Annotated in this window: 11 protein-coding genes; 8 read left to right on the top strand and 3 right to left on the bottom strand. The window is 72.9% G+C overall.

The features are described 5' to 3' along the window. Together ACWEN3_RS28340 and ACWEN3_RS28335 are read left to right on the top strand one after the other, a co-directional pair. A partial coding sequence (locus tag ACWEN3_RS28340) for a RiPP maturation radical SAM C-methyltransferase (RefSeq protein WP_452976398.1) occupies positions 1-1,496 on the top strand: 1,496 nt, incomplete at its 5' end. Continuing rightward, positions 1,493-2,032 carry a DUF5825 family protein gene (locus ACWEN3_RS28335; RefSeq protein ID WP_452976396.1) on the top strand — a complete coding sequence of 180 codons (540 nt, stop codon included), beginning with the start codon at positions 1,493-1,495 and terminating at the stop codon, positions 2,030-2,032. The genes ACWEN3_RS28340 and ACWEN3_RS28335, both read left to right, overlap by 4 nt. Positions 2,033-2,036: 4 nt before the next feature. On the opposite strand, the gene ACWEN3_RS28330 is transcribed toward ACWEN3_RS28335, so the two are convergent. After that, positions 2,037-2,927 carry a hypothetical protein gene (locus ACWEN3_RS28330; protein ID WP_452976394.1) on the bottom strand — a complete coding sequence of 297 codons (891 nt, stop codon included), beginning with the start codon at positions 2,925-2,927 and terminating at the stop codon, positions 2,037-2,039. Then, positions 2,924-4,000, bottom strand: coding sequence for an SPFH domain-containing protein (locus tag ACWEN3_RS28325; RefSeq protein ID WP_452976392.1), 1,077 nt, complete (start codon positions 3,998-4,000; stop codon positions 2,924-2,926). The genes ACWEN3_RS28330 and ACWEN3_RS28325 overlap by 4 nt, the downstream gene beginning before the upstream one ends. Before the next feature lie 149 nt (positions 4,001-4,149). Between ACWEN3_RS28325 and ACWEN3_RS28320 the strand changes: the two genes are divergently transcribed. The 3 genes from ACWEN3_RS28320 to ACWEN3_RS28310 all read left to right on the top strand — a co-directional run bounded on the left by ACWEN3_RS28320 (position 4,150) and on the right by ACWEN3_RS28310 (position 8,052). Next, entirely contained in the window at positions 4,150-5,373 is a 1,224-nt protein-coding gene (locus tag ACWEN3_RS28320) for an arginine deiminase (protein WP_452976390.1), read from the top strand. Between the two features lie 94 nt (positions 5,374-5,467). After that, positions 5,468-6,484: an ornithine carbamoyltransferase gene (argF, locus tag ACWEN3_RS28315; protein ID WP_452976388.1), complete on the top strand. Its 1,017-nt coding sequence runs from the start codon at positions 5,468-5,470 to the stop codon at positions 6,482-6,484. Positions 6,485-6,603: 119 nt separating this feature from the next. Continuing rightward, positions 6,604-8,052 carry an amino acid permease gene (locus ACWEN3_RS28310; protein ID WP_452976386.1) on the top strand — a complete coding sequence of 483 codons (1,449 nt, stop codon included), beginning with the start codon at positions 6,604-6,606 and terminating at the stop codon, positions 8,050-8,052. On the opposite strand, the gene ACWEN3_RS28305 is transcribed toward ACWEN3_RS28310, so the two are convergent. Further along, on the bottom strand, positions 8,012-8,464 hold the full coding sequence (locus ACWEN3_RS28305; protein WP_452976384.1) for an ATP-binding protein: 453 nt from the start codon (positions 8,462-8,464) through the stop codon (positions 8,012-8,014). The two genes, ACWEN3_RS28310 and ACWEN3_RS28305, sit on opposite strands and share 41 nt — an antisense overlap. A 295-nt stretch (positions 8,465-8,759) precedes the next feature. Between ACWEN3_RS28305 and ACWEN3_RS28300 the strand changes: the two genes are divergently transcribed. The 3 genes from ACWEN3_RS28300 to ACWEN3_RS28290 form a co-directional block, all read left to right on the top strand. Then, positions 8,760-9,587 carry an enoyl-CoA hydratase family protein gene (locus ACWEN3_RS28300; RefSeq protein ID WP_452976382.1) on the top strand — a complete coding sequence of 276 codons (828 nt, stop codon included), beginning with the start codon at positions 8,760-8,762 and terminating at the stop codon, positions 9,585-9,587. 5 nt (positions 9,588-9,592) lie between these two features. Next, entirely contained in the window at positions 9,593-11,932 is a 2,340-nt protein-coding gene (locus ACWEN3_RS28295) for a bifunctional salicylyl-CoA 5-hydroxylase/oxidoreductase (protein ID WP_452976380.1), read from the top strand. A 207-nt stretch (positions 11,933-12,139) separates the two neighbouring features. Then, a partial coding sequence (locus tag ACWEN3_RS28290; RefSeq protein ID WP_452976400.1) for a hypothetical protein occupies positions 12,140-12,427 on the top strand: 288 nt, incomplete at its 3' end.

The following is a 12,427-nucleotide window of genomic DNA, read 5'->3' as shown; positions in this document are numbered from 1 at the left end:
TCGTCGAGGAGTGCGCCACCGGGATCCTGGCCGCCGAGCCGGACGTGGTCGGCTTCACCACCACCTTCATGCAGAACGTCACCTCCCTCGCGCTGGCCCGCGAACTCAAGGGAAGACGCCCGGAGTTGACGGTCGTGTTCGGCGGCAGCAACTGCGACGGGCCGATGGGGCACGCCCTGCACCGCAACCACCCCTTCGTCGACCACGTGGTCCGCGGCGAGGCCGAGTACGCCTTCCCGGCCCTGCTCGGCCACCTGGACGCGGGCACCGCGCCCGCGGACGTGCCCGGCCTGTGCTGGCGGGACGGCGCGGTGTCCCGCGCCAACCCCGAGAGCCGGCGCACCGTGGCGCCCGCCGACATCCCCTCGCCCGACTACGACCGGTGGCAGGCCGCCCTGGACGCCTCCCCGGTGCACGAGTACGTCCACCCGAAGCTGGTCGTGGAGGGCGCCCGGGGCTGCTGGTGGGGCGAGAAGCACCACTGCACCTTCTGCGGTCTCAACGGCTCCGCCATGGCCTTCCGCGCCAAGCCGGGGGAGCGGCTGTGGGCCGAGATCGACCGGCTGGTGCGCCGGCACCGCATCCTCGACCTGGTCACCGTCGACAACATCATCGACATGGCCTACTTCCGCGACTTCCTGCCCCGCGTCGCCGCGAGCGGCTGGGACCTGCGGCTGCACTACGAGGTCAAGTCCAACCTCACCCCCGCACAGCTCGGGCTCCTCGGCGAGTCCGGCACGGTGCACATCCAGCCCGGCATCGAGAGCCTGGGCAGCCGTGTCCTGGACCTCATGGACAAGGGCGTGACCGGCGCCCGCAACGTCCGCACCCTGCGCGAGTGCGAGAACCACGCCCTGACCTGCTCCTGGAACCTGCTCTACGGCTTCCCCGGCGAGAGCCCCGACGACTACCTCCCCGTCATCGAGCAGCTTCCCGCCCTGGTCCACCTCCAGCCCCCGAGCGGCGCCCACCGCATCCAGCTGGAGCGCTTCAGCCCGCACTTCACCGACCCCGGGCTGGGCTTCGGCAAGCGCCGCCCGGCCGAGATGTACCAGCACGTCTACGACCTGCCCGAGTCCGAACTCGCCGACCTCGTCTACCTGTTCGACACCGACGACGCGGGCATCGGCGGGCCGGTCGAGCGGCGCCTCAAGGAGGCCGTGGCCGCCTGGCGGGCCGGGCACGAGCGGTCCCGGCTGCTGTTCGAGGAGGACGGCGAGGACCTGCTGGTGCACGACCGGCGGCAGGGCCGTACCCCGGCGTCACACCGTTTCACCGGCTGGCGGGCGCGGGCCCTGCGGCACCTGGAGGACGGCCGCACGGTGCCCGCCCTGCACCGGCTGCTGACCGCCGACGGGCACGACGTCACGGCCGCCACCGTGGAGCGGTGGATCGGGGACGCGTTCGCGCTGGGCCTGCTGTTCCGCGACGGCCCCACCTGTGTCGCCCTCCCCACCTGGGGCGAGCCCGTCCGCCTGCCCGAGGGCGCCGGATGAGCGGGCTGCCCGGAGGGGTGGCGCACCGGGTCGCCGGGCGCCGGGTCGAGGTGACCGAGCCGCTGGACCTGGCCGGTGCGGGCCGGGAGACGGCGCAGGCGGTGTGCTTCCTGCGCGAGTGCGAGAGCCTCGGCCTGCGGGTGGGCTGGCGGGCGGCGGGCCGGCCGCCGTACGACACCGGCGTGCTGCGCCACCTGCCCCCGCCCGCCGAACTGCCCGGCGACCAGGCGGATCTGGCCGCCTGGCGGACCGGATACTCCTACGGGCTGCTGCACCACCGGCGCGGCCCCGGCTTCGTGACCGTCCTGGACCGCAGGCAGCCCGGTACGGCGGCCCGGCTCACCCTCGACCACCCCGATCTCCTCGCCGTGTTCCTCCGTCTCCTGGAGCCCACCCCGCTGGACGCCCTCGACGCGGTCCAGCGGGCGGCCGCGGATCTGCTGGCCGCCGAGCGGCTGGTGCTGGTCACCGGGGGCTGGGCGGTGGCCCTGCCCCCGCGCATCCGGCGCTGGCCGGTCCCCTGCACCGCGATCTGAGCGCCTACCCGACCAGCCGCAGCCGCTGCCCGCACACCCCGACCCGGACCGTCTGACCCCAGGTGAGCTGGAGCGCGTCGGTCTCGATGCCGTCGCCGAAGGCGATGAGCCGGTCGGACTCCACGGTGAGGGTGAGCGCCGCCGCGGCGCCGAGTTCGCCCGCCACCAGGTCCGTACCGGTGGCCGGTGACGGCCAGGCCTCGCGGACGAACCACACCAGCCGGTCCTCGGTGGGGGAGGGCAGCGCGAGCCGGCCGCCCCGCTCCTGCCACACCGAGCGGAGCCAGCCGGTCGCTCCGGTGCCGGTGCCCACCAGCACCCCCGAGGAGGCCTGGGCCTCGACGACACCCCTGTCGCCGTCGAGGCCCAGGCGGTAGCGGGCGGTCTGGTGGCCCGGCGTGCCCAGGTAGATCTCGTTGAGTGCCACCAGCCGCTGTGTGTCGTCGGCCACCGCCTCCACCATGGTCAGCTCGTCGCACCCGCCGGCCGGTGCCGCGAGCAGCTTCGCCGCGTCCCGCGGGCGGTGCCTCACCAGCACCCCGGGGTTGCGCCCGGGATCGGTGTCGATGCCGATCACCGGCTGGCCCGTGAGGTACTTGGCGACGTTCGCGACCAGTCCGTCCTGCCCGGTCACGACGACCATGTCCTCGGGAGCGAACAGGAAGCGGTCCAGGTCGCCCCGCTCGACCCGGGCCCGGCGCCAGGTGAGCGGGACGGCCGCGGTCACCTCGGCCAGCGCCCGGTGGGCCCGGCGGTGGCGTGCGGCGACCTCCTCGATGTCCCGGCCCCGGGAGGCGAGGAAGAACGCGCCCTGCCCGGGGGTGCCGTGCCGGGCCACCAGTTCCTCGTACTCGGTGGTGCGATGGACGAGGACGGCCCGGGGGGCGAGGCTCACGCCCCGGCCTCCGCGGCGCCGCCGAGCCGCGCCAGCAGTCCGGTCAGCACGTCCGGCGAGATGGTCACGCTGTCGATGTTCGGCAGGTTCTCGGCCACCCGCATCCCGGTGAGGGCGTGCAGCGTCGCCACGTCGGCCTCCGCGTGCACCCGCAGCCACGCCGCTCGCGCCTCGGCCCGGGCCGCACCCACCTCGCGGGCCTTCTCGGCCTCCGCGCGGGCGAGCCGTACCGCCTTGGCCGCCTCGGCCTCGGCCAGCCGCTCGGTGCGGGTCGCCTCCGCCTCGGCCAGCCGTACCGTGCGGCCCGCCTCGGCGTCGGCGCGCACCGCGTCCGCGGCCGCCTGCTCCTCGGCCTCGCGGCGGGCGTTGGTGCCGCGCTGCTCGACCAGCCGCTCCTCGCGGCGGGCCAGTTCGATGCGGCTGGCCAGCTCGTTCTCGGCGATCGTCCGCTCCCGCTCGACGGCCACCGCCCGGCGCTCGTAGGTCGCCCGGTCGGCCTCCTGCTGGATCTGCTCGCGGGCCGGGGTGCGCAGGGCCCGCTCCACCTCGGGCTCCGGACGCACGGCCACCACGCGGACGGCGACCACCTCGATGCCGGTGGCCGGGAGCCGGGGCTCGGCGGCCAGCCCGGCCGCGAGCCGCTCGCGCACCGCGGCGACCCCGTCGGTCAGCGCGGCCGCGAGCGGCGTACGGGCCAGGACGTCCAGGGCGTGCTCCTGGGCCGTCTCGGTGAGCAGCGTGGCCAGCTGCTCCAGCGGCGTACCGCGCCAGGCGCCGGTGTCCGGGTCGATCGAGAAGTCGAGGCGGGCGGCGGCGAGCGCCGGGTCGCCGATGCGGTAGGTGACCGTCGCCTGCACCGTCACGTCCTGGAAGTCGGCCGTGCGGGCGTGGAAGGTCATCGCCAGTTCCCGGTCGTCCACCGGGACCTCGGAGAGCGCGGCGGTCAGCGAGCGGAACCAGAAGCTGAGTCCGGGGCCGTCGTGCACCAGCCGGCCGGAGCGGTGGTGCCGGACGTGCGCGGTCGGCGCGCCACGCAGATGGCGCAGGCCCAGGCGCCGGGTGATGTCGGCCATGAGGCCCCCCTCGTTGTTTTCGTCAGTAGGACGATAATCGGAAGGGCCGGTTGTCGTCAAGGGGACGAAAACCGGTCCGAGGGAAACGAGAAGACGCGGAAATGGTCGAGGGGAGGGTGAATCCGGGCCGCGGTGGTCAGGATGGTGACATGGGATTCCATGTCGACTCCGAGGCCGGGCGCCTGCGCCGCGTCATCCTGCACCGGCCCGATCTCGAGCTCAAAAGGCTCACCCCCAGCAACAAGGACGCGCTCCTCTTCGACGACGTGCTGTGGGTGCGCCGGGCGCGCGCCGAGCACGACGGGTTCGCCGACGTGCTGCGCGACCGCGGAGTCGCCGTACACCTCTTCGGTGACCTGCTCACCGACACCCTGGGGATCCCGGAGGCCCGCACCCTCGTCCTGGACCACGTCTTCGACGAGAAGGAGTACGGCCCCCTGGCCACCGATCACCTGCGCGCCGCGTTCGAGACCCTGCCCGCGCGTGAGCTGGCCGAGGCCCTGGTGGGCGGCATGACCAAGCGGGAGTTCCTGGAGGCGCACCCGGAGCCGACCTCCGTCCGGTTCCATGTGATGGACCTCGACGACTTCCTGCTCGATCCGCTGCCCAACCACCTCTTCACCCGTGACACCTCCGCCTGGATCTACGACGGGGTCGCCATCAACGCCATGCGCCTGCCCGCCCGGCAGCGCGAGACCGTGCACTTCGAGGCGATCTACCGGCACCACCCGCTGTTCCGTGACGAAACGTTCCGCGTCTGGTCCCGGGGGCAGGCCGACCACCCCTCCACCATCGAGGGCGGCGACGTGCTGGTGATCGGCGGCGGCGCGGTCCTGATCGGCATGAGCGAGCGCACCACCCCGCAGGCCGTGGAGATGCTCGCGCACAAGCTGTTCGCGGCCGGCTCCGCGCGCACGATCGTCGCGCTCGACATGCCCAAGCGGCGCGCCTTCATGCATCTCGACACCGTGATGACCATGGTCGACGGCGACACCTTCACCCAGTACGCCGGACTCGGCATGCTGCGCTCGTACACCATCGAGCCGGGCGCCGGCGAACGCGAGCTGAAGGTCACCGACCATCCGCCGGAGCACATGCACCGGGCGATCGCCGCGGCCCTCGGGCTCGGCGAGATCCGGGTGCTGACCGCCACCCAGGACGTGCACGCGGCCGAGCGCGAGCAGTGGGACGACGGCTGCAACGTGCTCGCCGTCGAGCCCGGAGTCGTCGTCGCCTACGAGCGGAACTCGACCACCAACACCCATCTGCGCAAGCAGGGCATCGAGGTGATCGAGATTCCGGGCAGCGAGCTGGGGCGGGGCAGGGGCGGGCCCCGGTGCATGAGCTGCCCGGTCGAACGGGACGCGGTGTGAGTGAGCGCACGAGTGGGGGCGGCGGGCCGTATAGAAATGCTGAAGTTCGTATAGAATTCCAGAGTCCCTTCACCCGTATCCCTGGAGCGCCCCCATGGCGACTGTCCCGACCGCCCTCGCCGGCCGCCACTTCCTCAAGGAGCTGGACTTCACCGAGGGGGAGTTCCGTGGCCTGGTCGAGCTGGCCGCCGAGCTGAAGGCCGCCAAGAAGGCCGGGGCCGAGACCCAGTACCTGCGGGGCCGGAACATCGCGCTGATCTTCGAGAAGACCTCGACGCGCACCCGCTGCGCGTTCGAGGTCGCCGCCGCCGACCAGGGCGCCCACACCACCTACCTCGACCCGTCGGGCTCGCAGATCGGCCACAAGGAGTCCGTGCGGGACACCGCCCGTGTCCTCGGCCGGATGTTCGACGCCATCGAGTACCGGGGCGACAGTCAGGCCAAGGTCGAGGAGCTGGCCGCCCAGGCCGGCGTGCCCGTCTACAACGGTCTCACCGACGACTGGCACCCCACCCAGATGCTCGCCGACGTGCTCACCATGACCGAGCACAGCGGCCGGCCGCCGCGGGAGATCGCCTTCGCCTACCTCGGCGACGCCCGCTTCAACATGGGCAACTCCTACCTGGTGACCGGAGCCCTGCTCGGCATGGACGTACGGATCGTCGCCCCCGAGCAGTACTGGCCGGACGAGGAGGTGGTGGCCCGGGCCCGCAAGCTGGCGGAAGGCAGCGGCGCCGTCATCACCCTGACCGAGGACGTCGCCGAGGGCGTCCGGGGCGCCGGCTTCGTCGCCACCGACGTCTGGGTCTCCATGGGTGAGCCCAAGGAGGTCTGGGCCGAGCGGATCAAGGCCCTGGCGCCGTACGCCGTGACCATGGACGTCCTGCGCGCCACCGGCGACCCGGACGTGAAGTTCCTGCACTGCCTGCCGGCCTTCCACGACCTGGGCACCAAGGTGGGGCAGGAGATCTTCGAGGCCCACGGCCTGACCTCGCTGGAGGTGACGGACGAGGTGTTCGAGTCCGAGCACTCGGTCGTCTTCGACGAGGCCGAGAACCGCCTGCACACCATCAAGGCCGTGCTGGTCGCCACACTCGCCGGGCAACCGTAGTCCACGCGCCCGACCAGGCATTACCCTGGCTGGCGGCCCTGGAGCCACCCCTTCCGGCGCCGCCGCCGCGACAGTCATCCCCCGTCGCCCGCACCACCGAGAAACGAGCACCACCCGCAATGCCCGCTCCCCGCATCAAGTCCCCCCACCTGCTGGTCGCCGAATCCGGCGCCGACCGCGAGGGACACGGTCTGAAGCGCACGATGGGCCTCTTCCAGCTCATCTGCTTCGGCGTCGGCGCCATCGTCGGCACCGGCATCTTCGTCGGCCTCTCCGACTCCGTCGCCCAGGCCGGTCCCGCCGTCGTCGTCTCCTTCGTCCTCGCCGCGATCACCTGCGTCTTCACCGCCTTCTCCTTCGCGGAGCTGGGCGGCGCGATCCCGGTCTCCGGCTCTTCGTACTCCTTCGCCTACGCCGGCCTCGGCGAGTCCACCGCCTTCCTGGTCGGCTGGTGCCTGCTGCTGGAGTACGGCATCTCCATCTCGGCCGTCGCCGTCGGCTGGAGCCAGTACGTCAACGAGCTGCTGCACAGCCTCACCGGCTGGCAGCTGCCGGCCGCGCTGTCGGCGGGGCCGGGCGACGGCGGACTCGTCAACCTCCCCGCCGTGATCGTCATCGCGATGGCCTCCGTGCTGCTCGTGCGCGGCGTGCGGGAGAGCGCCCGGGCCACGGCCGCCATGGCCGCGGTCAAGCTCGTCATCCTGCTGGCCTTCTGCGCCATCGGCTACAGCGCCTTCAAGCACGGCAACCTCACCCCGTTCTCCCCGGCAGGCCTCGGCGGCATCGGCGCGGGCACCACCGCCGCGTTCTTCTCGTACATCGGCTTCGACGCGATCACCACCGCCGGCGAGGAGGCCAAGAACCCCCGCCGGGACATCCCGGTCGCGATCATGGTCTGCATGGGCATCGTGACGCTGCTGTACTGCGCGGTCGCGGTCGCCGCGATCGGCGCCATCGGCGGCAAGCAGGTCGCCGGCCGGCCCGCCGCCCTCTCCTACGTCGTCAACGAGGTCACCGGCTCGGCCATCGGCGGCGGCGTGATCGCCTTCGGCGCGGTGGTCGCCATCGCCTCCGTCGTCCTCGCGGTGATGTACGGCCAGACCCGCATCCTGATGTCGATGTCCCGGGACGGCCTGATCCCGCGGGTCTTCGAGAAGGTCTCCCCGAAGACCTCCACACCGGTGGCCGGAACCCTGATCGTCGCGCTCGTCTTCGCGCTCCCGGCGGCCTTCGCCTCCCTGGACGCCGTGATGAACCTGTGCACCATCGGCACGCTCGCGATCATGGCCGTCGTCAACATCGTGGTGCTGGCCCTGCGCCGCCGCGAACCGGGCCTGAACCGCAGCTTCCGGGTGCCGCTGTACCCCGTGGGCCCGCTGCTCGGCATCGCCTTCTGCCTGTACCTGATGTACGAGACGGGCTGGCGGACCTGGATCCAGTTCGCGGTGTTCCTCGCGGTCGGCCTGGTCGTCTACGTCGCCTACGGGCGCCGGCACTCCACGCTGGCCCGCGCGGCGGCCCCCGAGGTCACGCCGGCCGCCGCTGAGCGGGAACCACAGGCAGTCTGAACCACACCGCCTTGCCCGACGGGGTGGGGCGGTGCCCGCACGAGGAGCTGAGGGCGCGGATCAGCAGCAGCCCGCGCCCGCCCTCCTGCCAGCAGTCGGGCTCCTCGATCACCGGCCGGGTCAGATGGCCGGGCGGCGCCGGGTCCGGGTCGTGCACCTCGACCTGGCAGCCGGTCGGCAGCAGCTCCACCACCAGCTCTATCGGGCCGCGCCCCGCGGTGTGCTCCACCGCGTTGGCGACCAGCTCGGCCGTGAGCAGCTCCGCCGTGTCGGGGTCGGCCGGGTGCTCCACCTCGGCCAGAGCCGTGCGCACCAGCGCGCGCGCCACGGGCACCGCCGCGGTGGTGTGCGGCAGCGCGATGCGCCAGGAGGCCGATTCGGCGGGGCGTTCGTGCAAGGCGAGTCCGTTCATGGAGCAGGCTGTCCTGCTTTCGACTGTAGGAATGGTACGGGCCCGGCCACGGCGGCCTTCGGCGGGCTTCGACCGGAACCATCGGCCCCGGTACCGGGCGGCTTACCCAGCCGAACGGCCCCCCTCGCGCGCCGGAGCCCACTGTTACGTCGCTGTCGCCGACCGGTGACACACGCGACCGGAACCGGCCGAACGGCCCCCTCGTGTCGCGTGCCCGTGACGACAGTCACAAACAGGTGATAACTTCATGGGGTAGCGCAACGTACGGCACCGCCGCCCTAGGAGGCCGCACGTCATGAGTCCCTTCACCGGCTCCGCCGCCCGCACCGCCGACTGGGAGCACCTGCGGGTCGACCTCGCCGACGGCGTCGCCACGGTCACCCTGGCCCGCCCCGAGAAACTCAACGCCCTCACCTTCGGCGCCTACGCCGACCTGCGCGACCTGCTGGCCCAGCTGTCCCGGGAGCGCTCGGTGCGCGCCCTGGTGCTGGCCGGACAGGGGCGCGGCTTCTGCTCCGGCGGTGACGTCGACGAGATCATCGGCGTCACCCTCTCCCTGGACACCGCGCAGCTGCTCGACTTCAACCGGATGACCGGCCAGGTCGTACGGGCGGTCCGCGAGTGCCCCTTCCCGGTGATCGCCGCCGTGCACGGGGTCGCGGCGGGCGCCGGAGCCGTGCTCGCCCTCGCGGCCGACTTCCGGATCGCCGACCCGAGCGCCCGCTTCGCCTTCCTCTTCACCCGGGTCGGCCTGTCCGGCGGCGACATGGGCGCGGCCTATCTGCTGCCCCGGGTCGTCGGCCTCGGCCACGCCACCCGGCTGCTGATGCTGGGCGAGCCGGTCCGGGCCCCCGAGGCCGAGCGGATCGGACTGATCAGCCAGCTGACGGAGGAGGGCGGCGCCGACGAGGCCGCCCAGGCGCTGGCGCGCCGCCTGGCCGACGGTCCCGCGCTGGCGTACGCCCAGACGAAGGCCCTGCTGACGGCCGAGCTGGACATGCCCCTGGCGGCTTCGGTCGAGCTGGACGCCTCGACCCAGGCCCTGCTGATGAACGGCGAGGACTACGCCGAGTTCCACGCGGCCTTCACGGAGAAGCGCCCGCCCAAGTGGCAGGGCAGGTGACGTCGATGCCGACCTCCGACGTGCCGGCCGAAGCGGCGCGGGGAACCGCGCGATCAGCCACGACGGACCCGCACCGCCCCCTGCGCGTCGCGGTCGTCGGCGGCGGCCCCGGCGGCCTCTACGCCGCCGCCCTGCTCAAACGCCTCGACCCCGCCAGGGAGGTCACCGTCTGGGAGCGCAACGCCCCCGACGAGACCTTCGGCTTCGGTGTCGTCCTCTCCGACGAGACCCTGGGCGGCATCGAGCACGCCGACCCCGTCGTCTACGAGGCCCTGCAGCGGGACTTCGTCCGCTGGGACGACATCGACATCGTGCACCGCGGCACCCGGCACACCTCCTCGGGCCACGGCTTCGCCGCGCTCGGCAGGCGCCGCCTCCTGGAGATTCTGCACGACCGCTGCCACGCCCTCGGCGTGGACATCCGCTTCCGGACCGAGGCCCCGCCCAGGGACACGCTGTCCGAGCAGTACGACCTCGTGGTCGCCGCCGACGGTGTGCACAGCGCCACCCGCGAGACCTGGGCCGAGGCGTTCCGGCCCCGGGTGACCGCCCACCGCTGCCGCTACATCTGGCTCGCCGCCGACTTCGCCTTCGACGCCTTCCGCTTCGAGATCGCCGAGACCGAGCACGGCGTGATGCAGCTGCACGGGTACCCGTACGCGGCCGACGCCTCCACCGTCATCGTCGAGATGCGCGAGGAGGTGTGGCGCGCGGCCGGGTTCGACGAACTGGGCGAACAGGAGTCGATCGAGCGCTGCGCCAAGATCTTCGCGGACGCGCTGCGCGGCCGGCCCCTGCGCTCCAACAAGTCCGCGTGGACGACCTTCCGCACGGTGGTCAACGACCACTGGTCGCACGGCAACGTCGTCCTGCTCGGCGACGCCGCGCACACCGCCCACTTCTCCATCGGCTCCGGCACCAAGCTCGCCGTCGAGGACGCGCTGGCCCTCGCCGCCTGTCTCGAGGAACAGCCCGATGTGCCCGGTGCGCTGGCCGCCTACGAGGAGGAGCGCAAGCCCGTCGTCGCCTCCACCCAGCGGGCGGCCCGGGCCAGTCTGGAGTGGTTCGAGGACCTGGGCCGCTACCTCGGCCAGCCGCCTCGCCAGTTCGCCTTCAACCTGCTCACCCGCAGCCGCCGCGTCACCCACGACAACCTCCGCCTGCGCGACGCCCGCTTCACCGAGGCCGTGGAGCGCGAGTTCGGCTGCCCGCCCGGCACGCCCCCGATGTTCACCCCGTTCCGGCTGCGCGGCCTGACCCTGCGCAACCGGGTCGTCGTCTCCCCGATGGACATGTACTCCGCCACCGACGGCGTCCCCGGCGACTTCCACCTCGTGCACCTCGGCGCCCGCGCCCTGGGCGGAGCGGGACTCGTCATGACCGAGATGGTGTGCGTCAGCGAGGAGGGCCGCATCACCCCGGGCTGCGCCGGCCTCTACACCGGCCGGCAGGCGGAGGCGTGGCGGCGGGTGACCGACTTCGTGCACCGGCAGGCGCCGGGCACCGCGATCGGCGTGCAGCTCGGGCACTCCGGCCGCAAGGGCTCCACCAGACTCATGTGGGAGGGCATGGACGAGCCGCTGCCGGCGGGCAACTGGCCCCTCGCCGCCGCCTCGCCGCTGCCGTACCGCCCGGGCAGCCAGACCCCGCGCCAGCTGTCGCGCGCCCAGCTCACCGACATCCGCGAGCAGTTCACCGAGTCCACGTCGCGGGCCGCCCGCGCCGGCTTCGACCTGCTCGAACTGCACTGCGCCCACGGCTATCTGCTGTCCGGCTTCCTCTCCCCGCTCACCAACCGCCGCACCGACGCCTACGGCGGCTCGCTGGAGAAGAGGCTCAGATTCCCGCTGGAGGTCTTCGACGCCGTACGCGCGGTGTGGCCGGCCGAGCGGCCCATGACCGTCCGGATCTCCGCCACCGACTGGGCCGCGGGCGGCACGACCGCCGAGGACGCCGTGCTGATCGCCCGCGCCTTCGCGGCGCACGGCGCCGACGCGATCGACGTCTCCACCGGGCAGGTCGTGGCCGAGGAACGGCCGGAGTTCGGGCGGTCGTACCAGACGCCGTTCGCCGACCGGATCCGGCACGAGGTGGGCGTCCCGGTGATAGCGGTCGGCGCGATCTCCTCCTGGGACGACGTGAACTCACTGATCCTCGCCGGGCGCACGGACCTGTGCGCGCTGGCCCGGCCGCACCTGTACGACCCGCACTGGACCCTCCACGCGGCGGCCGAGCAGGGCTACGAGGGGCCCGGCGCAGGCTGGCCCGCGCCCTACCGGGCGGGCAGCCGCCGCCCCCAGACCGGCCGCACGGACGCCCCGAAGCCCCGGCTCTCGCTCGGCTGAGAAGAGCCCGGGGAGGAGCCGTGCGGCGTCCGGTCACACGCCTTCCACGTGATCCGCACCGTTCCTGAACCGACCTGTTATCGGTGCCTGACTAGGTTCTTTCGAGCCATTTACGAACCCACAGGGATCGAGACCTCGATGACTGACACCAGGCCGCTGCCCGACCACCCCGGACACGGATACGGCCACTCGCCGGCCCCGGCGCACATGTACCCGGGACCCGCGGCGCAGCCGGTCGCGCACCCTCGGCCGCGCCGGCGCGACGGCTCGGGAACCCGGCGCGCCGCACTGGTCATCCACACGATCGCGGACGTCGCGGCCGCGTTCCTGGGGCTGTGGATCCTGCTGTACCTGCTCGGGGCCAATCACGCGAACGTCTTCGTCGGGTTCGTGCGGGACGTGGCCGACTCGCTGGCCTGGTGGTCGCAGGACATCTTCACGATGGACACCGAGAGCCTGCGGGTCCTGCTCGACTACGGTCTGCCCGCGGTGATC

It is taken from the genome of Streptomyces sp. NPDC004561, from assembly GCF_053602155.1.
The sequence above is the reverse complement of the archived record's forward strand: the minus strand, read 5'-3'. Positions and strand labels throughout refer to the sequence as shown.

Coding starts and splice junctions, on each gene's coding strand:
- ACWEN3_RS28335 (WP_452976396.1), top strand. CDS start 1,493: ATGAGCGGGCTGCCCGGAGGGGTGGCGCACCGGGTCGCCGGGCGCCGG.
- ACWEN3_RS28325 (WP_452976392.1), bottom strand. CDS start 4,000: ATGGCCGACATCACCCGGCGCCTGGGCCTGCGCCATCTGCGTGGCGCG.
- ACWEN3_RS28320 (WP_452976390.1), top strand. CDS start 4,150: ATGGGATTCCATGTCGACTCCGAGGCCGGGCGCCTGCGCCGCGTCATC.
- argF (WP_452976388.1), top strand. CDS start 5,468: ATGGCGACTGTCCCGACCGCCCTCGCCGGCCGCCACTTCCTCAAGGAG.
- ACWEN3_RS28310 (WP_452976386.1), top strand. CDS start 6,604: ATGCCCGCTCCCCGCATCAAGTCCCCCCACCTGCTGGTCGCCGAATCC.
- ACWEN3_RS28305 (WP_452976384.1), bottom strand. CDS start 8,464: ATGAACGGACTCGCCTTGCACGAACGCCCCGCCGAATCGGCCTCCTGG.
- ACWEN3_RS28300 (WP_452976382.1), top strand. CDS start 8,760: ATGAGTCCCTTCACCGGCTCCGCCGCCCGCACCGCCGACTGGGAGCAC.
- ACWEN3_RS28295 (WP_452976380.1), top strand. CDS start 9,593: ATGCCGACCTCCGACGTGCCGGCCGAAGCGGCGCGGGGAACCGCGCGA.